At 60.8% G+C, this 23,753-nt stretch carries 15 protein-coding genes; 13 read left to right on the forward strand and 2 right to left on the reverse strand.

Annotated elements, in window-relative coordinates; genetic code table 11:
* Positions 1–92 precede the first annotated feature (92 nt).
* Together AAA138_RS00915 and AAA138_RS00920 are read left to right on the forward strand one after the other, a co-directional pair.
* Positions 93–2,420, forward strand: coding sequence for a ferrous iron transporter B (locus tag AAA138_RS00915; protein WP_349089213.1), 2,328 nt, complete (start codon positions 93–95; stop codon positions 2,418–2,420).
* Between the two features lie 175 nt (positions 2,421–2,595).
* Positions 2,596–2,796, forward strand: coding sequence for a hypothetical protein (locus tag AAA138_RS00920; protein WP_349089214.1), 201 nt, complete (start codon positions 2,596–2,598; stop codon positions 2,794–2,796).
* A 66-nt stretch (positions 2,797–2,862) separates the two neighbouring features.
* Here the strand turns inward: AAA138_RS00920 and AAA138_RS00925 are convergent, their stop codons facing one another.
* Together AAA138_RS00925 and AAA138_RS00930 are read right to left on the reverse strand one after the other, a co-directional pair.
* On the reverse strand, positions 2,863–3,567 hold the full coding sequence (locus AAA138_RS00925) for a response regulator transcription factor (RefSeq protein WP_117583373.1): 705 nt from the start codon (positions 3,565–3,567) through the stop codon (positions 2,863–2,865).
* Entirely contained in the window at positions 3,560–6,295 is a 2,736-nt protein-coding gene (locus tag AAA138_RS00930) for a sensor histidine kinase KdpD (RefSeq protein ID WP_349089215.1), read from the reverse strand. The genes AAA138_RS00925 and AAA138_RS00930 overlap by 8 nt, the downstream gene beginning before the upstream one ends.
* Positions 6,296–6,629: 334 nt before the next feature.
* On the opposite strand from AAA138_RS00930, the gene kdpA reads away from it, so the two are divergent.
* The 11 genes from kdpA (at position 6,630) to ligA (ending at position 23,679) form a co-directional block, all read left to right on the forward strand.
* Entirely contained in the window at positions 6,630–8,453 is a 1,824-nt protein-coding gene (gene kdpA, locus AAA138_RS00935) for a potassium-transporting ATPase subunit KdpA (protein WP_195246057.1), read from the forward strand.
* Positions 8,454–8,469: 16 nt separating this feature from the next.
* On the forward strand, positions 8,470–10,524 hold the full coding sequence (gene kdpB / locus AAA138_RS00940; RefSeq protein ID WP_349089216.1) for a potassium-transporting ATPase subunit KdpB: 2,055 nt from the start codon (positions 8,470–8,472) through the stop codon (positions 10,522–10,524).
* Positions 10,525–10,536: 12 nt separating this feature from the next.
* Entirely contained in the window at positions 10,537–11,127 is a 591-nt protein-coding gene (gene kdpC / locus AAA138_RS00945) for a potassium-transporting ATPase subunit KdpC (RefSeq protein WP_161145092.1), read from the forward strand.
* Between the two features lie 247 nt (positions 11,128–11,374).
* Entirely contained in the window at positions 11,375–13,324 is a 1,950-nt protein-coding gene (locus AAA138_RS00950; RefSeq protein ID WP_349089217.1) for an NAD(P)/FAD-dependent oxidoreductase, read from the forward strand.
* A gap of 383 nt (positions 13,325–13,707) precedes the next feature.
* Positions 13,708–14,961 (forward strand): ATP-binding protein, encoded by a 1,254-nt coding sequence (locus AAA138_RS00955; RefSeq protein WP_118080882.1) that lies wholly within the window; start codon positions 13,708–13,710, stop codon positions 14,959–14,961.
* Positions 14,962–15,448: 487 nt separating this feature from the next.
* Positions 15,449–16,180: a GntR family transcriptional regulator gene (locus tag AAA138_RS00960; protein WP_349089218.1), complete on the forward strand. Its 732-nt coding sequence runs from the start codon at positions 15,449–15,451 to the stop codon at positions 16,178–16,180.
* 123 nt (positions 16,181–16,303) lie between these two features.
* Positions 16,304–17,326 (forward strand): LacI family DNA-binding transcriptional regulator, encoded by a 1,023-nt coding sequence (locus tag AAA138_RS00965; protein ID WP_329738569.1) that lies wholly within the window; start codon positions 16,304–16,306, stop codon positions 17,324–17,326.
* A 155-nt stretch (positions 17,327–17,481) separates the two neighbouring features.
* Positions 17,482–18,819 (forward strand): glutamine synthetase family protein, encoded by a 1,338-nt coding sequence (locus AAA138_RS00970; RefSeq protein WP_238022676.1) that lies wholly within the window; start codon positions 17,482–17,484, stop codon positions 18,817–18,819.
* A 50-nt stretch (positions 18,820–18,869) separates the two neighbouring features.
* The gene (locus AAA138_RS00975) at positions 18,870–19,532 is read left to right on the forward strand and encodes a response regulator transcription factor (RefSeq protein ID WP_006234733.1); all 663 of its coding nucleotides are present in this window, start codon (positions 18,870–18,872) and stop codon (positions 19,530–19,532) included.
* Between the two features lie 208 nt (positions 19,533–19,740).
* On the forward strand, positions 19,741–21,201 hold the full coding sequence (locus tag AAA138_RS00980; RefSeq protein ID WP_349089219.1) for a trypsin-like peptidase domain-containing protein: 1,461 nt from the start codon (positions 19,741–19,743) through the stop codon (positions 21,199–21,201).
* Positions 21,202–21,450: 249 nt separating this feature from the next.
* On the forward strand, positions 21,451–23,679 hold the full coding sequence (gene ligA / locus AAA138_RS00985; protein ID WP_349089220.1) for an NAD-dependent DNA ligase LigA: 2,229 nt from the start codon (positions 21,451–21,453) through the stop codon (positions 23,677–23,679).
* Positions 23,680–23,753: the final 74 nt, after the last annotated feature.

Below are 23,753 nucleotides of genomic sequence, written 5' to 3' on the forward strand. Positions count from 1 at the left end.
TTAGGTATTTCTAACTTAATGCAGCAACTTTGAAGCACATTATCCAGCCTGCGCGGAGAAAGCAGCGCAGGCACACAAGGAAGAAGGATTGAATGGCGGATTCTCAGATCCATGTCGCGCTGGCGGGTAACCCCAACTGCGGCAAGACCACGCTTTTCAACCTGATCACCGGCGCCAACGGCTACGTTGGCAACTGGCCCGGCGTCACGGTTGAGAAAAAGGAAGCCAAGCTCCTAAGCGACAAGAACGTTACCATCACGGACCTCCCCGGCATCTACTCGCTTTCCCCCTACAGCCCCGAGGAGCAGTGCTCGCGCGATTACCTCATGAGCGGCGAGCCCGATGTGGTCGTCCAGGTTGTCGACGCCACCAACCTCGAGCGCAACCTGTACCTGGCGCTTCAGGTCATCGAGACCGGCCTGCCCGTGGTCGTCGCCCTCAACATGGCCGACTTGGTCGAGAAGAACGGCGACAAGATCGACACGGACAAGCTCTCCAAGAAGCTCGGCTGCCCGGTCATGATGATCTCGGCCCTTAAGAACAAGGGCATCACGGAGCTGTTCGAGCAGGTCAAAAAGTCCGCTGCCTCCAAGGGCCAGGTGCCGGAGCACAAGTTCGACTCCTCCATCGAGGACGTTCTGACGCACATCGAGAACAACCTTCCGGCGAGCGTTCCCGCCAACAAGCGTCGCTACTACACCGTCAAACTGTTTGAGCGCGACGCGGACGCCTGCAAGCTCATCAACCTCACCAAGGAGAAGGCCGCTCGCGTGGAGCAGCTGGTCGCCCAGTGCGAGCAGGACTGCGACGATGACGCCGAGTCCATCATCACCGGTGAGCGCTACGGCGTGATCGCACACATCATCGACGAGTGCCTGACCAAGGCCCCGGCCAAGATGAGCACCTCCGAGAAGATCGACCGTGTGGTTACCAACCGTATCCTGGGCCTGCCGATCTTTGTGGTCATCATGTTCTGCGTGTACTACATCGCCGTTTCCACCCTGGGCGGAACGGTGACCGACTTCACCAACGATCAGCTCTTTGGCACCGACGGTTGGTATGTGCTCGGTCAGGGCCGCGATGCTTACGATGAGGCTGTCGAGGCCGCGGGTGACGACGCCGACTCGGTCGACCCGGCACAGTACGGCCCCTATGTCCCGGGTATCACCACCATGGTGCACGACGCCCTCGTGGCGGGTGGCACCGAGGACGGTGGCCTGGTCGATTCGCTGGTCTGCGACGGTATCGTTGGCGGCCTGGGCGCCATCTTCGGCTTTGTGCCGCAGATGTTCCTGCTGTTCGTGATGCTGTCCTTCCTGGAGGACTGCGGCTACATGGCCCGCGTCGCCTTTATCATGGACCGCGTGTTCCGCCGCTTTGGCCTGTCCGGTAAGTCGTTCATCCCCATGCTCGTGTCCTCAGGCTGCGGCGTCCCCGGCGTCATGGCCACCAAGACCATCGAGAACGAGAAGGACCGCCGCATGACGGTCATGACCACCACGTTCATCCCCTGCGGCGCCAAGCTGCCGATCATCGCCCTGCTCATGGGCTCCATCATTGGCGATTCTTCCACCACGGCCGCATGGATCAGCCCGCTTTTCTACTTCCTGGGCGTCTTTGCCGTCATCGCCTCGGGCCTCATGCTCAAGAAGACCAAGCTCTTCGCCGGCCGTCCGACCCCGTTTGTCATGGAGCTTCCTGCCTACCACTTCCCGGCGATCCGTTCCTGGGCGCTGCACGTGTGGGAGCGCTGCTGGGCCTTTATCAAGAAGGCCGGCACGGTCATCTTTGCGTCCACCGTCGTCGTTTGGTTCCTCTCCAACTTTGGTAGCTATAACGGTTCCTTTGGCTTCCTGCCTGCGATGGACGGCATCCCCGAGGAGTTTATGGACTACTCCGTGCTTGCCATGCTGGGCAACCTGGTCGCTTGGATCTTCGCCCCGCTCGGCTTTAGCACCTGGCAGGCCACCGCGCTGACTGTCTCTGGCCTCGTCGCCAAGGAGAACGTCGTCGCCACCGCCGGCTCGCTGCTGTCCGTCGCCGACGCGGGCGAGACCGACCCGAGCCTGTGGACCGCGTTTGCCGGCATGTTCCCCACCATGGGCGCTTGCGTTGCCTTCGGCGCCTTCAACCTGCTGTGCGCTCCGTGCTTTGCCGCCATTGGCACCATCCGCAACCAGATGGATTCCGGCAAGTGGACTGCGATCGCCATCGGTTACGAGTGCGCCTTCGCTTGGGTGATCGGCCTGTTCATCAACCAGTTCTACAACTTGCTTGTTCTTGGACAATTTGGTATCTGGACGATTGTGGCCATTGTGCTGCTGGTTGCGATGCTCTTCCAGATCTTCCGCCCCATGCCCAAACATGCATGGACCGACGAGGACGAGACCAACACTGCTTCCGCCGCAGTTTCCGCTTAAGTCCGAATAAGGATTAGCCCCTTTTCACGAGCCCGGGTGTCCCAGCGACACTCGGGCTTTTTGGTGGGGGAGATGTGGCGTTTCCGCAGATAAAACCGACCAAAATAAACCTGTCCCTTTTTGGTAGGTGGAGAATGGGGTAAAGTAAGTGGTGGTTAACTAGAGGAGGCTTGCTATGGCACCTATCGATATTGTTGTACTGGCTGTTATCGGCGTTGCGTTTGTCGCGGTATGCGTGCGCATCTACCACAAGGGCACCTGCGCCGACTGCGCTCAGGGTGGCGTTTGCACGGGGCATTGCTCCAACAAAAAGACGTGCGCCGCGCTGAAAGGCGTCGACAAAATCGCCGAAGACTTGGGCCGCGGTATCAAGTAAGGCCCAGACATCTAAGCGCCTCGCGAGCATCCGTTCGCGGGGCGTTTTTCACTTTTGTGGGGTGGGCTAGAGACGCTGCATGCGGTACCCGACGCCCATGTGCGTCTGAATCATCTTGGGGTGAGAGGGGTCTGCCTCGATCTTCTTGCGCAGGGTGCGCATGAACACGCGCAGGCTCGCCAGATCGCTGTCCCAGCTCGTGCCCCATATCTCGCGGGTGATGAAGGTGTGGGTGAGCACCTTGTCGACGTTTTTCGCCAGAAGGACGAGCAATTTGTACTCGGTTGGGGTGAGCGAGAGCTCGCGTCCGTCTTTCGTCGCGTATCCCGCGGCGTAGTCGATATGCAGCGGACCGTTGTCAAACGTGCTCGCTTCTGTCGACTCGCTCGACGCCATCGAGGAGCGCCTCAAATTCGCACGGACGCGCGCGAGCAACTCATCCACAGAAAAGGGCTTGGTGAGGTAGTCGTCTGCCCCTGCGTCAAGTGCTGCAATCTTGTCGGAATCTTCGGTGCGCGCCGAAATGACGATAATGGGGACTGCCGACCAGCTTCGGATCTTCGTGATGACCTCGATACCGTCAATGTCGGGAAGGCCGAGGTCGAGCATGATGAGGCTGGGGCCGTGCGACACCGCATCCATGATGGCGGCCTGGCCGTTGCATACCTTGCTGACGACATAGCCGTGGAGGTCAAGCGCGGTCGAAACGAGGTTTTGAACGGTCAGGTCATCTTCGACCAGGAGGATGCGTGGCTTAGCGGCATTATTCATGAATCTCGATCTCCTCGGCGGGCAGGGTAAAACGGAAGACGGCCCCATGGGGGTGGTTGTCGCGAACTTCGATGACGCCGCCATGCGCCTCCACGATGGAGCGGCAGAGCGACAGCCCAAGGCCGATGCTTCGGCGTGAATCCACGGGCCGCGTATCGCTTGAGGTGAAGAAGCGCTCAAAGATATGAGGCTTGTCGCAGTCTGCCACACCCGGCCCATCGTCTGCGACGTCCACCACGACGAACGCACCCTCGCGACGTGCGCTGATGGTGACAGTCGAGTCCTCGGGCGTGTATTTGAAGGCGTTCATGATGAGATTCGTAAGCACCTGCATGATGAGATGGACGTCGATGCGTACCAGCAGGATGTCGTCAGTGTGCTCGATGGTGACGGCGCGTCCATGCGATGCTTGGGCGACATGGCTGAGGGCGGCCTCGATGACCTCGTCGATAAGCTCGGATGTTAAGTTGAGGCGAATGGTGCCGTCCTCGACGCGTGTGATGGCGAGGAGGTTCTCCACGGTATCGATAAGCCAGAGGGAGTCGTCGTAGATGGCATCGGCAAGATCGCAGCGTTGTTCGAGGCTGAGCTTCTCGTCGCTCTTCCGAAGGATTGCCGCAGATCCGGATATAGCCGTGAGGGGTGTCCTCAAATCGTGGCCGATGGAGCGCAAAAGGTTGGCGCGCAGCTGCTCGTTTTTCGCCAAGACCGCAGCCTCTTCGCGCTCTTGCGCCGCCCGGTCGCTTTCGAGCGCCAAGGCGCATTCACCCACGATAGATAGGACGATCGAATGCTCGAAGGCTTCGATCTCGCGCCCCTCCAGGGCGATGCCGATGACACCGAATACCTTGTCGCCGGTGCGAACCGCGAGGTAGAGACAGTGCGCCTCAGGCAGGGTCCGCGTGCTTGCGCCCGCGCGCTTGTTGTTGGCGTAGGTCCAGGTTGCAACGGCGCGCTCGTAGTCGGTGAGCAGCGACGCGGATCGGTTTTCGGTGCCAGCGGACTCATAGAGCGCCTTGCCGAGCGTGCCGTGTTCGGCGGGGTAGAAGACCACGTCGAGTTTTAGCAGTTTGACGAGTTGGTTCATGGCGACGCGGGCGCACTCCTCCGCGCTATGGGCTTGCTGCAAGAGCTGGTTCGTTTCGAGGAGTACGCGCGTTTTGAATGCGTTCTCGGCGGATGTACGGGCGTTGTCGGCGATGCGCGCAGTTAACTCGCCGGCGACCATAGCGGTGGCGAACATGATGCCGAACGTGACCAGATAGCTTCGGTCGTAGCTGGCGAGCGAAAACAGAGGCGTGACGAAGCAGAAGTTGTAAAGCACTACAGAGAGCACGCTCGATACGATCGTGCAGATACGCCCCGTCGTGGTGACGGCGGTCAGCAGGGCCGTGAAGATATAGAGGGATATGATGCTGGAATCGGCAAATCCCAGATGGCGGAAAGCCGTGCCGATCGCCGTGGCGGCAAGAGAGAGGGCCAGCGTGCGAAGCACGTTTCGGCTGCTGGGCGGCTGCAGGGCGAGCGCATGGCGGCGTCCTTTGGGTCGGGAGGGCGGAGTCGACTGTTCTGGAATGATGTAAATGTCGAGGTTCGGGGCGAATGTTATGAGCTGTTCTACGAGAGATTTGCGGCCGAAGAGGGCCTGACGGACGCTGCTGCGCTCGCCCGTGCGCCCCATGACGATCTTCGAAATACCCGACAGGCGTGCGAACTCGGAGATCTGAAACGCGATGTCGTCGCCATAGACGGTTTCCATATGTGCTCCGAGCTGCTCGGCTAGGGCGATATTGGCTGCAAGCTTGGCGCGCTCATCATCGCTCATGGCTTGCGTGCGCGGGCTCTCTACGAACAGGGCGACGAGCTCGCTGCGAAACGCTTTCGCCATGCGTGCGGCGGCACGGACGATGCGGGGATTGGTCGGCGCCGGGGAGACACAGACTAAGATACGCTCCCTGGTGTAGTAGTCACGGTTTCCCAGCACGCGTGCGGCGTCTGTGAGGTGACCGGTGCGATCGGCGCAGCGGCGCAGCGCGATTTCTCGGAGTGCGGTGAGGTTCTCGACGGTAAAAAAATGCTGTTGCGCTCGGTCGGCTTGTGCGGGACGGTAGACGAGGCCGGCACGAAGGCGCTCAAGTAGGTCTTCGGGCTCTATGTCGACGAGCTCGACCTGGTCGGCATCATCGAAGATACGGTCGGGGATTCGTTCGCTCACGACAACGCCGGTGATGGATGCAACCATGTCGTTTAGGCTCTCGATATGCTGAACGTTCACGGTCGTATAGACGTCGATGCCCGCATGTAGAAGTTCCTCGACGTCTTGATAGCGTTTGTCGTGGCGAGACCCCGGCGCATTTGTATGGGCGAGCTCGTCGACAAGGATGAGCTGAGGGGCGCGTTCGATAGCCGCATCTAGATCGAACTCGCTGAGCGCAATGCCGTTGTGCTCGATGAGTTTACAGGGCACGTTCTCAAGCCCTTGTGCAAGATGGGCAGTTGCCGGACGTTCGTGCGGCTCGATGTATCCCGCGACGACGTCGACACCTCGCCGCTTGGCGGCGTGGGCGGCTTGAAGCATCGCATAGGTTTTGCCTGTGCCAGCAGCGTAGCCAAAGAAAATCTTGAGGTGTCCCCGGCTGGTTCGAGTGTCATCGGCGACCTCGTCTTTCTCAATTGCCTTGAGGATGAGGTCTGGATTGACGCGAGTGTCCGATGCGTCGCGCTGCATAGCGTAGCCTTTCTGAAGCGTTGTCCATGCGTGCATACGCGGTGAAGACACCACTGTATGCTCGCGAGGTCGAGTATAGGCGCACTGCAGCTGCAATAGTGCTTTCTACCTGCATCTTTACGGCATCTTAAGGACGTGAGCCCCGGCCCTCACGCCTCTTTAATCCCTAGAAGCGTTTACTGTCCCCAGACGCTTGCGAGGGCAGGCGTCCGAGACATCGGACCGCGTGTGAAAGGGGCGGTAAATGGACATCCTCATTCCCATCATCGGAGTCGTCTGCATTGGACTTCTTATCTATTACATCTACATTCTGATGAGGAGTGATTCGTAAACTATGGACGCTGCGATTCAGTACATCTTGTACTTTGCCGTACTCGTCGTCCTGGCCGTTCCGCTCGGTCGGTTCATGGCCCATATCATGGATGGTGAGCATACGTTCCTGTCGCCTGTGATTGCTCCTGTGGAGCGTGGCGTCTATCGTCTGCTTCGCATCGACGCGGCAGAACAGATGGGGTGTAGGCGCTATCTGGCGAGCGTGCTGGTCTTTTCGGGGATCGGCCTCGTGACTCTTGTGGCACTCCAGGCGCTTCAGTCCTTCTTGCCAGGCAATCCCCAGCACCTGCCGGGTGTGTCATGGGACCTGTCGTTCAATACGGCTGCTTCCTTCATAACCAACACCAACTGGCAGTCCTACTCCGGTGAGACCACCCTGTCCTACCTTGTGCAGTTCATGGGTCTCACTGTGCAGAACTTCGTTTCCGCTGGCACCGGTATCGCGGTCATGTTCGCGCTGATCCGCGGCTTCCGTCAGGTCAAGGAGCAGGGTCTGGGTTCCTTCTGGGTCGACCTCACCCGCACCGTCCTGTATGTGCTCATCCCGCTGAACCTCGTGTTCGGCATCTGCCTGGCTGCCGGTGGCGTCATCTCCAACTTCCAGCCGGCTCAGAAGGCTGAGCTCGTAGAACCCGTCGCTGTTCAGCCTAATGCAGACGGCGGCTGGAGCGTCATCGACGGCGCCCAGATTGAGGGCGACACGGTCAAGGTCGACGGCAAGGTTGTCGAGGGCGCGCGCGTGGTCACCGAGCAGTTCCTGCCCCAGGGTCCCGCGGCTCCTCAGGTCGCCATCAAGCAGTCCGGCACCAACGGCGGCGGCTTCTTCGGCGTGAACTCCGCCCATCCGTATGAGAACCCCAGTGCCTTCACCAACATCATCGAGATGACCAGCCTGCTGCTGATCCCGGCCGCCTGTTGCTTCGCCTTCGGTATCGGCGTCAAGAACACCAAGCAGGGCAAGGCCATCTTTGCCGCCATGTTCATCCTGCTGGTGATCTTCACCGGCATCATCGCCGTCAACGAGCATGCGGGCACCCCGCAGCTGGCCGATGGCGGAGCGGTCAATATCGAGATGACCGACGGCCAGGCCGGCGGCAACATGGAGGGCAAGGAGAGCCGTTTCGGTATCGCCTCCTCTTCTACCTGGTCCGCTTTCACGACGGCTGCTTCCAACGGCTCGGTTAACTCCATGCACGACTCCTACACCCCGCTGGGCGGTTTTGTCCAGATGCTCCAGATTGCTCTGGGCGAGGTCGTCTTCGGCGGCGTGGGCTGCGGCCTGTACGGCATGATCGGCTTCGCCATCCTCACAGTGTTCATCGCCGGCCTCATGGTCGGACGCACGCCTGAGTTCCTGGGCAAGAAGATCGAGCCGGGCGAGATGCGCTGGGCAGTTGTCCTGTGCTTGGCAACTCCGTTTGCCATTCTGGTGTGCTCGGCCATCGCCTGCATGGTGCCCGGTCTTGCCGACCAGCTCAACAATGGTGGCGCGCACGGCTTCTCCGAGGCGCTGTATGCCTTCACCTCATGCGGCGGCAACAACGGCTCGGCGTTTGCAGGCATGAACTGCAACATTCCCTGGATCAACGTCATGCTCGGCCTCGAGATGCTGTTCGCCCGCTTCATGCCCATCATCGGTACGCTGGCTATCGCCGGCTCGCTGGCCAAGAAGGGCAAGGTCGCCGAGAGCGCCGGTACCCTGTCTACCACCAACGGCATGTTCGTATTCCTGCTCGTGTTCATCGTTCTGCTGATCGGTGCCCTGAGCTTCTTCCCGGCCCTGGCGCTTGGCCCCGTTGCCGAGTTCTTCCAGATGATTGCGTAAAGGAGGGCGCAGATTTATGACTATGCAAAAAGACATGATGGGCCGCGCGGTCCGCGACTCGTTTGCCAAGCTGGATCCTCGCGTCCAGATTCAAAACCCGGTCATGTTCCTGGTGTGGCTTTCCGCCGTCATGACCTCCGTCCTGGCCGTCGCTTCCATTTTCGGTGTGCAGGACGCGGGTGTGCCCACCTACTATGTGGTCGCCATCGCGGTCATCCTGTGGCTTACCGACCTGTTCTCGAACTTCGCCGAGGCGCTTGCCGAGGGCCGCGGTAAGGCCCAGGCCGATTCCCTGCGTGCGGCCAAGAAGGATGTCGAGGCCCATCGCATCGAGTCCGTTGAGGACAAGGAGCACTTCACCGTCGTTCCCGGCACCGAGCTCACGCGCGGCGACCTGGTGATCGTACGCGCCGGCGAGCAGATTCCCGGCGACGGCGACGTCATCGAGGGCGCTGCTTCCGTTGACGAGTCCGCCATCACCGGCGAGTCCGCCCCCGTGGTCCGCGAGGCCGGCGGCGACCGCTCTGCCGTTACCGGCGGTACCACGGTGCTGTCCGACTGGATCATCGTCAAGATCTCCAGTGAGCCCGGCCAGAGCTTCCTGGACAAGATGATCGCGATGGTCGAGGGTGCCGCGCGCAAGAAGACCCCTAACGAGATCGCTCTGGAGATCTTCCTGGTGGCCCTCTCCATCGTCTTTATCCTGGTCACGCTGGCCCTGTATTGTTACTCCTGCTTCTCGGTCGGTCTTAACGACATGGACAACCCCACGGCCGTGACCACGCTCGTGGCGCTGCTCGTGTGCCTGGCTCCTACTACCATCGGCGCCCTTCTTTCCGCCATCGGCATCGCCGGCATGAGCCGTCTGAACGAGGCCAACGTGCTGGCCATGTCCGGCCGCGCCATCGAGGCCGCCGGCGACGTCGACATCCTCATGCTCGACAAGACCGGCACCATCACCCTGGGTAACCGCCAAGCCGCCGAGTTCATCCCGGTCGACGGCATCGATTCCGCGGAGCTGGCCGATGCCGCCCAGCTTTCCTCGCTGGCCGACGAGACCCCCGAAGGCCGTTCCATCGTCGTGCTCGCCAAGGAGCAGTTCGGTCTGCGCGGCCGCACACTCGAGGATAAGGGTATGGAGTTCATCCCCTTCACCGCGGCGACCCGCATGTCCGGTGTGAACTACGAGGGCAATGAGATCCGCAAGGGCGCTGCCGATTCCGTGCGCACCTATGTGGAGGCAGCCGGCGGCGTGTTCTCCCAGGAGTGCGACGAGGCCGTCGAGCGCATCGCCAAGGCCGGCGGCACCCCGCTGGTCGTGACCAAGAACTGCCGCGTGCTGGGCGTTGTGTACCTCAAGGACATCATCAAGTCCGGCGTTAAGGAGAAGTTCGCCGACCTGCGCAAGATGGGCATCAAGACCATCATGGTGACGGGCGACAACCCGCTCACCGCCGCGGCAATCGCCGCCGAGGCCGGCGTTGACGACTTCCTGGCCGAGGCCACCCCTGAGGGCAAGCTCGAGAGGATCCGCGAGTTCCAGCGTGAGGGCCACCTGGTCGCCATGACCGGCGACGGCACCAACGACGCGCCGGCGCTGGCGCAGGCGGATGTCGCCGTGGCCATGAACACGGGCACCCAGGCTGCCAAGGAGGCCGGCAATATGGTCGACCTCGACTCCAGCCCCACCAAGCTCATCGAGGTCGTGCGTATCGGCAAGCAGCTGCTCATGACCCGCGGTTCGCTCACGACCTTCTCGGTCGCCAACGACATGGCGAAGTACTTCGCTATCATCCCGGCCCTGTTCTCGCCGATCTACCCGGGCCTTGGCGCGCTCAACATCCTCGGTCTGGCAAGCCCGCTGTCCGCGGTTCTTTCGGCCATCATCTATAACGCGCTCGTTATCGTCGCGCTGATCCCGGCCGCGCTGAAGGGCGTTAAGTACCGCGAGGTGCCGTCCGGACAGCTGCTGATCCACAACCTGCTCGTGTGGGGTCTGGGCGGCATCGTTGCCCCGTTCGTATTCATCAAGCTCATCGACATGCTGCTCGCGTTCTGCGGCATTATGTAAGTGGAGGTTTGTATGTTCAAAGGTGTTGCATCGCGCGCACTGGGCGTGTTCGCGCTGTTTACCGTTGTCTGCGGCCTGGGCTATACGCTCGTCGTGACCGGCATCGCCCAGGTTGCGTTCCCGTATCAGGCGAACGGTTCGCTCATCAAGGTCGACGACAAGATCGTGGGCTCCGAGCTGATCGGCCAGAACTTCGAGGATGAGGACCACATGTGGGGCCGCATCCAGAACATGTCAATTGTCGAAGGCGAAGACGGCGAGCTCATGGCGTACGGTGCCCCGTCCAACCTGTCCCCGGCGAGTGAGGAGTACCGGCAGCTTGTGGACGCGCGCGTCGAGAAGATTCGCGCCGCCAACCCCGATGCCGATATGGACGCCGTACCCGTCGACCTGGTGACGTGTTCGGGGTCCGGCCTCGACCCGGAGATCTCTCCGGATGCCGCCGAGTACCAGGTCCCGCGCCTTGCCAAGGCCACGGGCAAAAGTGAGGACGAGGTGCGCGACATCATCGCCGCGTGCACCAAGGGCCGTTTCCTCGGCGTGTTCGGCGAGCCCACGGTCAACGTGCTCAAGGTGAACCTTATGCTGGACGGCGCGCTGTAGGTGAGGGAGTGGCGGATGAGGGCATGACTGACTATCTGAGCCCTCAATTCCACCCCGCCCATCAGTTGCGGTGAAATACGGACTGTTTTGGCTGTTAAAAGCCTCATCTACTCCGTATTCCACCGCAACTTTTTTTGAGGGTCGGGATTGAAGGTGGGGAGTGCGAGCGAGCGCGAATGCGGCGGGTACTGATACGATAGGGGTGTCTGCAAGTGCCGCCGAGCGGCTTAAACGAAAGGAAGCCTGTATGGAGTCATCCGCCTACCCGATGCTCTTTAGCCCGATCAAGGTCGGTACGACCGAGGTCAAGAACCGCGTCTTTATGCCGCCGGTGTCCACCAACCTGGCCGATCATGGCTATGTGACCGACGATTTGGTCGATCATTACCGTGCCCGTGCCAAGGGCGGCGTGGGCCTCATCATCACCGAGGTCGTGACGGTCGAGCCTACCTATACCTATCTGCCGGGTGACATGTGCTGCTACGACGATGCGTTTATCCCCGGCTGGGAAAAGCTCGCCGCGGCCGTCCACGAGTATGGCTGCAAGATCATGCCACAGCTCTTCCACCCCGCCTACATGGCCTTTAACATTCCGGGCACGCCGCGCCTGATTGCTCCGTCCTTTGTGGGCCCGTCCTATGCCCGCGAGGCGCCGCGCCCCATCACGGTCGATGAGATTCACGAACTTACGCATCAGTTCGGTGACGCCGCCGTGCGTATGCAGAAGGCCGGCGTCGATGGCGTCGAGGTCCATGCGGCACACGCCCACGGTATGCTCGGCGGCTTTTTGACTCCGCTCTATAACAAGCGTACCGACGAGTACGGCGGCTCGCTCGACGCCCGCATGCGCTTTTTGCTCGAGGTCATCGCCGAGATTCGCGAGCGCTGCGGTAAGGACTTTATCATCGACGTCCGCATCTCGGGCGATGAGTACACCGATGGTGGCCTGACCCTCAACGACATGATCTACGTCTCGCGTCGCCTGGAGAAGGCTGGCGTCGACATGATTCACGTGTCGGGCGGCACCACCATCAAGCGCGGCTCTGCGATTCCCGCCGCCGGCACGCAGCAGGCCTCGCACGCCGCTTGCTCGCGCGAGATCAAAAAGCACGTCAACATCCCCGTCGCTACTGTCGGCCGCATCAACGAGGCCTGGATCGCCGAGGAGCTGATCGAGGACGGCGCTGCCGACATCTGCATGATGGGCCGCGCCAATCTGTGCGATGCCGAGTTCTGCAACAAGGCCGCTGCCGGCAACGCCGACGACATCCGCCCCTGCATTGGCTGCCTGCGCTGCCTGAACGGCATTATGTTTGGCAAGCGCATCTCCTGCACCGTCAACCCCGATGTTGAGCGCGACGAGGCCGGCTACGAGCCTGCCGACGAGGTCAAGAACGTGCTCGTTGTGGGCGCCGGTCCTGCGGGCATGGAGGCAGCCTACATTGCTGCCAAGCGTGGTCATAACGTGGTGCTCGTGGATAAGCAGGACGAGCCGGGCGGCGAGATGCGCATCGCAGCCGTTCCGCCGGCAAAGCAGGAGCTCACCCGCGTGATCAAGTATCAGTACCGTCGCCTGGCCGAGGCCGGCGTGAAGTGCGTATTTGGCACCGAGCTTTCGGCCGAGGACATTCAGCGCGACTACGCAGGTTACGAGGTTGTCCTGGCTTATGGCGCCGAGCCCATCGCTCCGGCCTTCATGCAGGGCTTTAAGCAAGTTATGACAGCTGACGACCTGCTGGGTGGCAAGGCTTTCCCGGGCAAGAAGATCGTCATCGTGGGCGGCGGCACCGTCGGTTGCGAGACGGCCGATTACCTGGCCCCGCTGGTCAACGACCTCTCGCCGGCCAATCGCGATGTCACCGTTATCGAGATGACCAAGACGCTCGCCGCCAACGAGGGCGGCGCCGGTCGCGCGGTGCTCATCACGCGCATGCTCTCCAAGGGCGTTCACGTGCTGACCGAGGCCAAGGTGACCGAGATCACCGAGGACACCATCAGTTACGAGAAGGACGGCGAGGTCCGCACCATCACCGGTGCCGATACGCTGGTGCTTGCCATGGGCTATCGTCCCAATACCAAGCTGGCCGACGACCTTGCCGCTGCTGGCGTTGCTGCCCATGTACTGGGCGATGCCCAGAAGTGCGGCAACATCCGCGACGCCATCGGCGACGGCTACAAGATTGCCTGCGAGCTCTAGTCAACCCCTTGGTGCGTGGGGGACAGGTTGGTTTGCACCAAGTTGGTGCATGTAAACCTGACCCCATTGACGAGGTTGCCGCCATCCCAGGGCGGCTTCATGGAGTAGCGTCCGTACGCATCGAATTTCTTCTCTCATAGATGTGCGGCACAAAGAGCCCCGAGTTCATACGAGCTCGGGGCTCTTTTCGTTTGGATTGCAGACGTATTGACAGACGAAAACAGTCTGCGTCCGGTATTGAGCCATACGAAAGCGAAATTATGCGTCTTAATTCCGTACGCAAATCAAGACGAAAACCGTTTGCGTCTTCTATAAATCAGTACGCAAACGGTTTTCGTCTTATAATACGGTTATGAATGGTACGAAACGAGGGGGTTGTGCATATGGTTGTTAGAGAGAGCCCTACAGTCGAATACAAGGAAAGCGTTACGCCGACGTTTCTTAAAACGGTGAGCGCCTATGCAAACTACGGGACGGGCAAGATTGAGTTTGGCGTTGATGACGAGGGTGTGGCTGTCGGCCTTGCGGATCCGGTTGCAGAATGCCTGCGCATCGAGAACATGATTAACGACAGTCTTGATCCCGCACCCCGTTATTCGCTTGAGCCCGATGAGAAACACGGGATCGTAATCCTTACGGTTTATGAGGGGCAGGACAAACCCTATCGAAGCAAGGGAAAGGCCTACAGACGAAACGATTCGGCAACGGTGGAGGTCGACCGGTTTGAGTATGGCAGGCTGACGCTCGAAGGCAGCAACGTAACGTTCGACGCGCTCACGTCGGCTCGCCAGGACTTGAGCTTTCATACGCTCGAGCATAAGTGTGTTGAACACCTCGGCATTTCCGAGCTAACGTCGGATATCTTGCGTACGCTCCGCTTGCTCGGCAAGGATGGCTATACCAATGCCGCGGCGATTTTAGCGGATAAGAATGATTTTCCGGGCATCGACTGCGTCCGTTTTGGCGATACCGAGGATGTGATCTTGGATCGCGAGGCAGCGACAAATGTATCCGCAATTGAGCAGGTGGACAGGGCGGTAGCTATGTTTGCACGCTACTACCGTTATGAGCGTATCGAAGGGATGGAGCGCGTCCAAACCGATCGAATTCCTCTCGAGGCGTTTCGCGAAGCTGTCGCAAATGCTTTGGTGCATCGGACGTGGGACGTTCGAGCGAACGTTCAAATTGCCCTGTACGATGATCGTGTCGTTGTGACCTCCCCCGGATCGCTGCCCGCCGGTTTGACGACGGAACAATACCTGTATGGGCAGATATCCGTGCTCAGAAACCCCATCGTTGCAGAGGCCTTCTTAAAGCTGGATTACATCGAGAAATTTGGTACGGGAATCGCGCGCATTAGACGTGCCTATCGCGATTCGATCAATCAACCAATTTTTGATGTTCGCGGCGGCATGGTGGCCGTCACATTGCCCGTTACCGATGCCCTTGAAGGGTCCGAGGAAGAGGTCCAGGTTCTCAAGGCCTTGTCGGGCGGTCGAATTATATCGCGAAGCGAGATTGAAAAACAGACGGGGCTGAGCCGCATGCGGACGTTGACGGCACTCGAATCTCTGCTTGAACGGAATGCAATCGTAAGGCAGGGAACCGGGCGGGCCACGAAATACGAGCGCTCATAGTCAAAAAGAGCCATGGTACAAGACGGACCCCAAGCCAGCGTTGGCTTGGGGTCCGTTATGTCCCGGATGGTAACGGGCCGATTATTGTCAAGTTATAGCAAAGTATGGCGACGTACAGCAAAGTATAGTGAGATATAGCAAGCCGTATAGCGCGCCTTGATTATCAACCGTCCGTATTTCACAGCAACTTATAACAGGCTCGGGGTGCCAATTTGGGGTGCAGTAGTGCTGCGCCACGAAAAGGGCCTATCTACTACGTTTAAGCCGCAGAGGTCAACCATAGTCGGCTTTTTCGAAAATCGACAAGCTGTCTACCTGCGGTTTTGTTTTCACGGTTTTCGGTATGGCCGAGGCTATCCGTGTTAATGTAGTAGATGGGCCACTTTTGTGGCAAGGGGGCCGATCTGCGGGCCAGGGTAGCTAAAAGAGCCCCGACCCAAAAAGACTGATTGGGAGCTGGGGCGTGTCGATGCGATAGTATTACGTGGTGAAATTCGACAAACCGTGGGCTTCATCCGAGGGCTTTATGGAACAACACCAGCATTATCAGAGCCTGCAAGACCAGGCATACAACGCATTGCGCTCCAAGATCATCTATGCCGAGCTCAAGCCCGGCACGCGCCTTTCGGCGATTGGTCTGGAAAAGGAGACGGGAATCGGGCGCACGCCCATTCGCGAGTCCTTTGTGCGCCTGCGTGAGCAGGAGCTGGTGGAAACCCGTCCCAAAAGCGGCACCTATGTCTCAAAAATCAGCATGGAGCGCGCCGAGAACGCCTGTTTCTTGCGCGAGAAACTCGAGAGAAGCGTGCTTATTAAATGCTGTTCGGCCGCCTCGCCTGAGCAAAAGCATCGGCTCGAGCAGATTCTTGCCGAGTCTGAGTCACTCGACCATGGCGAAACGCGTCGCTTTTTCGATCTGGACAACCTGTTTCATGAGACGTGTTTCGTGATTGCCGGTCGTCACATGCTGTGGGATTGGATGAAGAGCGTCAACACGCATTTTGAGCGATACAACTGGTTGCGTATGGTGTCGCAGGACCTGGATTGGGAGCCGATTCGCCGGCAGCATCGCCGGATTCTCGAGGCCATTAAGAGGGGCGATACCGACACGGCGAGCTATCTGGCAGAGACGCACTTGCATCTGATGCCCGAGGAGCAGGGCCCGGTTATCGCCTTGCATCCCGACTACTTTGAGCTGCCTAAAGACTCGTCAGTCTAGTCCATCATCGCATCTGCTCGAGGCGCAAAAACGATGCCGCTCACCTACAGCGTTTTGCAACCGAGAATGTTAAAAAATGCCTAAAATGGCTCAGACTGCCGACATTGGGAAACGGGGTGCGCTATGGCGCAGATGAGAATCAGGGACATTGCCGTCGAGGCGGGCGTGAGTCCGGCCACGGTCTCGCGCTATCTCAATAACCGCCCCGGGCAGATGACCGAGGAAACCCGCGCTCGCATCGCGGCGGTTATCGAGCGCACTGGCTATCGCCCACGTGCCGCCGCACGCAATCTACGCAGCTCACGCACCAACCTCATCGGCGTGATTCTGGCCGACATCGCCAACCCGTTCTCGAGCGCAATGCTCGAAGGGCTTTCCGCCAGTGCCGCCGCGCGCGGCTGCTCGCTTATGACGGCCATTAGCGGCAACGACCCCGCCAAGGAGGCAGAGTCGCTCACCAGACTTATCGATGCCGGCGTGGACGGCCTGGTCGTCAATACCTGCGGAGGCAACGACGAGGCGATCGCCGCGGCAGCGGGACGACTGCCCGTTGTACTGCTCGACCGCGATGTTGCCGACGGCGGCATCGACTTGGTGACGTCCAACAACCGCGAGCTGGTCGCCGGCTTGGTAGACGCCTTGGTTGCCGCTGGCAGCGAGCGCCTGTGCCTGCTCATCGAGGCAAGCGACGACAGCCCCGTCCATCGCGAGCGCGCCGAGGCCTTTGTCGACGAGCTTTCGCACCGCGGCCTTGCCGGCGAGGTTATCACCTTGGCCGATGGCGGTACCACGGGCGTCGGCTGCTTGGATGAGACCATCCGCGGCTATGCAGGCAAAAAGCTCGGCCTTATCGCCGTTAACGGCCTGGTTTTCCTGCGTCTGACCGAGGCGCTAGCACAGCTGGGGCCCTCGTTGCCGGCTGGGCTCAAGATCGCGACATTTGACGATTACCCCTGGAACCACGTGCTCTTTGGCGGCGTGACCACGGCCGCGCAGGATACCCTTACCATCGCCGAGCGCGTAGTCGAGCGTCTGTCCGAGCGCATCGACGTCGTTACCACTACGGTAGGCGATGCCGCAAAGCTCGCCCCCAAGCGCATCGAGATCCCCGGCCACATCGAACACCGCGCATCGACCTTGCGCTAGTCGCCCGTCCGAGTCGGTCTGTTCGTGCTTGGCACCCGCCTGTTCGCACACGTTTTTTGAGCGCTTGATACGCTTTAACCCTGCGGAAACATTTTTCTGCGATAGTATCTGCGATATAGACCAGTCGAAACCCGCCCGAAAGAAAGGGGAGCGACATGAACCAGCAGAACATCGATTACGTACTCCGCTCCGTAGAGCAGCGTGATATCCGCTTTGTGCGTCTGTGGTTTGTCGACATTCTCGGCCGCCTCAAGAACTTTGCCATTAGCCCCGAGGACCTCGAGGTCGCTTTTGAGGAGGGTATTGGCTTTGACGGCTCCGCTATCGAGGGCTTTGCCACGCCCGAGGAAGCCGACATGCTGGCGTTCCCCGATGCTTCGACCTTCCAGATCCTGCCGTGGCGCCCGAGCCACAACGGCGTCGCCCGCGTGTTCTGCGACGTGTGCACTCCCGATCGCAAGCCGTTTGCCGGCGATCCGCGCGATGCCCTGCGCCGCATGTTCCGCAAGGCCGAGAAGGCCGGCTACCTGCTCAATGTGGGTGCCGAGCTGGAGTATTACTACTTCCCCGACGAGCACACCCCCGAGCCGCTCGACAACGTGGGCTACTTCGATCTTTCGGTGAGCGATGCCGCTCGCGACCTGCGTCGCAACACGGTCCTCACGCTCGAGAAGATGTCCGTGCCCGTGGAGTACACCTTCCACGCTGCCGGTCGCTCGCAGCACGGTATGAGCCTGCGCCATGCCGAGGCCCTGAGCATGTCCGACGCCATCACCACGGCCAAGCTCATCATTAAGCAGCAGGCCTACGAGAGCGGTTGCCACGCCTCCTTTATGCCCAAGCCGTTGGCGGGTGAGGATGGCAGTGCTATGTTCCTGTGCCAGTCGCTGTTCGACCACGACGGCAACAACGTCTTTTGGGGCGAGGACGACGAGAAGTACCACCTCTCCGATATCGCCAAGCACTACATGGCCGGCATCCTGGCGCACGCGCGCGAGATCAGCGCTATCACTAACCCCACGGTCAACTCGTATAAGCGCATCACCACGGGTGGCGACTCCGTGCCGCAGTACGCCACGTGGGGCCTGCGCAACCGCGCGAGCATGGTCCGCATCCCGGTCTACAAGCCCGGCAAGCAGCTGTCCACGCGCATCGAGCTGCGCAGCCCCGACCCCATGGCCAACCCGTACCTGGTCAACGCCGTCACGTTAGCGGCCGGTCTGGACGGTATCGAGCGCAAGCTGGAACTCCCGCCCGAGGCAACTGCCGAGACGCTCAAGCTTACCGACCGTCAGATGGTCGAGGCCGGCTACACGCCGCTGCCGCGCTCGCTCAAAGAGGCACTCGACGTGTTTGAGGACTCGCAGTTTATGAAGGATGCCCTCGGCGAGCACATCCACAGCTTCTTCCTCAAAAAGAAGCGCGCCGAGTGGCATAAGTTTGAGTCTACGATCACCGAGTGGGAGATCAAGCACTACCTGGCGAACTCCTAATCACGCTGGCTTGTTCCAGTACGATTGAGCTCATTTCTTTGGAGGCCGATATGTCCGAAAAGAGTGCCCTGTTCATGGCGCGCACGACGCGCTTCCACGAGTTTGCCCGCAGCTTGACGACCACCCTGGGTGTCGAGGTGAGCCTGGCAACCCCCGATTCGCCGACTGCGGCGCACGACTTTGACCTGCTGATCCTCGATTCCGATGGCATCCGCAGCGATCGCATCGATCAGATTGCCAAATGGCTCGACGATCGCGGCGGCGTTCCCATGCTGGTGATCGTCGACGACGAGGCGCTCGGTACCCTGCGCCTGCCCAATCACGCGCATGCCGACTTTGTATGCCCCACGGCGACGCCCAACGAGCTCAAGGCTCGCGCGCAGCGCCTGATGGGCGAGGAGGAGACCGTCACCGCCGACGATGTGCTCAATATCGATAACCTCGAGATCAACCTGGCTACCTACCAGGTGACGCTCGATAACGAGCCCATCGACCTGACGCTGATGGAGTACTCGCTGCTGAGCTTTTTGGCGACGCATCCCAACCGCGCCTACAGCCGCGAGGTGCTGCTGCACCGCGTGTGGGGCTTTGAGTACTGCGGCGGCACGCGCACCGTCGACGTGCACATTCGACGCATCCGCTCCAAGGTGGGCCCGCAGATCGCGGCACACATCACCACCGTCCGCGGCGTGGGCTATCTGTTTAAGGACTAGATTTTCACCACAAAGGGGACAGGCACCTTTGTGGTGGTTTTGCCGCATGTGCGGGTTCCTTTCGGGTTTGCAGAAGAACTTAAGCCTTCCTAAAAGATTGCGTTCTCATACACTTACGCCCGCATATTGGGGTACAACTCAACGTGAACAATGATGGCCCGCCACATGTTTGGCGGGCCTTTGGTTATTTGACGAAAGGATCGCAGCTATGAGCGAGTACGATTCCCAGCGTCCCCAGGATGCGGGCAACGCCGGCGAGACCCAGCAGCAGCCGCGCGTGCAGGTGGAGTCGACGCCTGCCGACAGCAACATTCCCTACGTGCAGGCCTACGACACGCAGACCGGCCAGCCGCTGGGTGGCCAGCGGGTCGTGAACAAGCACACGGTGGTCAAGACCAAGACCAAAAAGCTGCCGATCTTTATTACAGCACTCGCCGGCTGTGCCTGCGGCGCCCTGCTGGTCATTGCGCTCATTATGAGCGGCACGCTCAACATTGGCGGCGGCAAGAATGCCGTGACGGCGGGTGCTTCGGGTTCATCGACGCAAAAGATTACGATTGATTCCGAGGACACCACGCTGGCCGAGGCCGTTTCTGCCAAGGCCCTGCCCTCCGTGGTTTCCATTACCGCCACTTCGAGCGGCGGCCAGAATGGCTCGCTTTCGCAGTCTGCCGACGAGTCGGACAACTCGGGCAGCGTCGGTTCGGGCGTGGTGCTCGATACCGAGGGCCACATCCTCACCAACAACCACGTGGTCGATGGTTACGACCAGTACGTGGTGACCATGGACGACGGCACCACCTACGAGGCCGAGTTCGTGGGCAACGATGCTTCGAGCGACCTGGCCGTCATCAAGCTCAAGGATGCTGACGCCTCCAAGCTCACGCCGATCGAGATCGGCGATTCCTCCAAGCTCAACGTGGGCGAGTGGGTCATGGCGATCGGCTCGCCGTTCGGCAACGAGCAGTCCGTCTCCACGGGTATCGTGTCGGCGCTCTATCGCTCCACCGCCATGAGCTCTACCAGCGGCAACACCATCTATGCCAACATGATCCAGACCGATGCCGCTATCAACCCGGGTAACTCCGGCGGCGCGCTCGTTAACGACAACGGCGAGCTCGTGGGTATCAATTCGCTCATCGAGAGCTACTCGGGCTCCAGCTCGGGCGTTGGCTTTGCTATTCCCGTTAACTACGCCAAGAACATTGCCGACCAGATCATCGGCGGCAAGACGCCGGTGCATCCGTACTTGGGCGCCACGCTTTCGAGCGTCAATGCGCTCAACGCCCGTACCAACAAGCTGAGCACCGACAGCGGCGCGTACGTGGCGAGCGTCGTCGAGGACGGTCCTGCCGCCAAGGCCGGCATTCAGGAGGGCGATGTCATCACCAAGCTGGGCGACGACGAGATTACGAGCGCCGATGGCCTGATCATCGCGCTGCGCAGCCACGAGGTGGGCGAGAAGGTCGAGATCACGCTCATGCGCGGCAAGGAAGAGAAGAAAGTCACTGTCGAGCTGGGTTCTGATGAGGAGCTGCAGAACCAGCAACAGGACGACAGCGCGACCGACACCGGCAACGGCGGTATTACCGACGAGCAGCTGCGCCAGTATCTGGAGGAGCTGCTGGGCCAGCAGGGCCAGGGTCAGGGCTACGGTCAGGGGTTCTAGCGAGCCGTTTCGCGCATACCAATGCCAGAGGGGCTGTCCCACCAAGCGCGGGACAGCCCCTCTTTTCTTATTGATCCGTTGGGGACGGAGGAAAACGGATCATTTAAAGCTGATAAGAGCATGGTTTGATCGCGCGATCCACCCCGGTCTGGCGGCTGCCGATTCGGTGCGGTTCGAAAGGGCTATTCGGCCCCTTTGCGACCGGTGGTACTCTAGTATCCGTTTGAAATCGAGCGAAGGAGTGCCGCTATGGAGCAATCGAGCCTGTTTGGTGAAGGCGTGGACATCGATACCGAAACGCCCGCGAGCGCGGATGCCGCCGCACCGGCCGACGCCCGTGCCCAGGCGGCAGCGCGTGCGGCCGAGCTGCGCCACGAGCTCGATTACCACGCCTATCGCTACTACATGCTCGATGCGCCCGAGATCACGGATGCCGCCTTTGACAAAATGCTCGTTGAGCTGCAGGAGATCGAGGCGACCTACCCCGACCTGGTGACGCCCGACAGCTATACCCAGCGCGTGGGCGGCTACGTGAGCGAGCAGTTTACGCCGGTCACGCACATGGCACGCATGTATTCCATGGACGATGCCATGGATCTGGACGAACTCGACGCGTGGCTCCAGCGTACCGAGGATGCGCTCGGTGCCGGTAGCGTCACCTATACCTGCGAGCTCAAGATTGACGGTCTGGGCGTGGCGCTTACCTACCAAAGCGGCACCTTCGTGCGCGCGGCCACGCGCGGCGATGGCACCACGGGCGAGGACGTGTCGCTCAACGTCCGTACCATCAAGGATGTGCCCATGCACCTGTCCGAGCCGGCGCTCGCCCACATGGGCGCCGACCGCGAGCGCACCATTGAGGTGCGCGGTGAGGTCTATATGCCCAAGGGCAGCTTTGTTCGTCTGAACGACGAGGCCGATGCCGAGGGTCGCGACCCCTTCGCCAACCCGCGCAACGCCGCCGCCGGCAGCCTGCGCCAAAAGGATCCCAAGGTCACGGCACGCCGTGACCTGGCCACCTTTATCTATGCCATTGCCGATACCGACCCGTTGCACGTCCACAGCCAGCGCGAGTTTCTGGACTGGCTGCGTAGCGCCGGCTTTAGCGTCAACCCCAACGTGGCTCGTTGCGCCACGCCGGCCGAAGTCCACGAGTTCTGTGCCCAGGCGCTCGAGCATCGCGGCGACCTGGACTACGATATCGACGGCGTGGTCGTAAAGGTCGACAGCTTCCAGCAGCAGCTCGACTTGGGCTTTACCGCCCGCGCACCGCGCTGGGCCATCGCCTTTAAGTTCCCGCCCGAGGAAAAGCAAACCGTTCTGCGCGAAATTCGCATCCAGGTGGGCCGCACCGGTGTGCTCACGCCGGTCGCCGAGTTCGACCCGGTGACGGTCGCCGGCTCCACCATAGCTCGCGCCACGCTGCACAACATTGACGAGATCCGTCGCAAAAACGTGCGCGAGGGTGACACCATCATCGTGCACAAGGCAGGCGACGTAATCCCCGAGGTCGTGGGCCCGGTGCTCGACAAGCGCCCGGCCGATTCGGTTGACTGGCACATGCCCGAGGTCTGCCCCGTGTGCGGTAGCCCCGTGGTCCACGAGGACGGTGAGGTTGCCTACCGCTGCGTCTCCATCGACTGCCCCGCGCAGCTCAAGGAGCGCCTGCTTCACTGGGTGAGCCGCGGCTGCATGGACGTCGACGGCCTGGGCGATGAGATCGTCGACAAGATGATCGCCGCCGGGCTGATCCATGATGTCGCGGACTTCTACCAGCTCACGGTCGACGACATCGCCGGCTTGGACACGGGGCGCGTGTACGCCAGCTCCAACAGCAAAAAGGGCGTCAAGAAGGGCGACCCCATTCCGGTGGGCCTCAAGACGGCCGAGAAAATCATCGCCGAGCTCAACAAGTCCAAGAGCCAGCCGCTCGGTCGCGTGCTGTTTGCCCTGGGCATCCGCCATGTGGGCAAGAGTGTGGGCGAGGTCATCGCCGAGCGATTCCTATCGATTGACAAGCTCATCTTGGCGAGTGAAGAAGACATCGCCGAGTGCGAGGGCATCGGTCCCAAGATTGCGGCGAGCGTCAAGCAGTTCCTGGCCGTGCCCGAAAACCTTGCCGTGCTGGAGCGCCTGCGTCAGGCGGGCCTGTCGCTCGAGGTCGACTTGGGCGCTGCGCACGCGCAAGCCGCAGCCGACGCTGGCGTGGCAGGCGAGCTCGCCGACGCACAGCCGCTCGCGGGTCTGACTTTCGTGCTTACTGGCACGCTTGTCAATCGCACGCGCGACGAGGCGGGTGCGGCGCTCAAGGTGCTCGGTGCCAAGGTTTCGGGCAGCGTGTCAAAGAAGACGAGCTATCTGGTCGCCGGCCCCAAAGCGGGCTCCAAGCTCACCAAGGCCGAGCAGCTGGGCGTACCCGTACTGGACGAGGACGCACTCGAGCAGATTTTGGCTACTGGTGAGGTGCCCCAGGCTTAGTGCATTGATAGTCTAATTGAAGAACCGTCCGGGAAGCATGATGCCTTCCGGGCGGTTTTTACTTTGCTGGAGAA

The sequence above is a fragment of the Collinsella sp. CLA-JM-H32B genome (assembly GCF_040098065.1).
Lineage (GTDB): Bacteria > Actinomycetota > Coriobacteriia > Coriobacteriales > Coriobacteriaceae > Collinsella.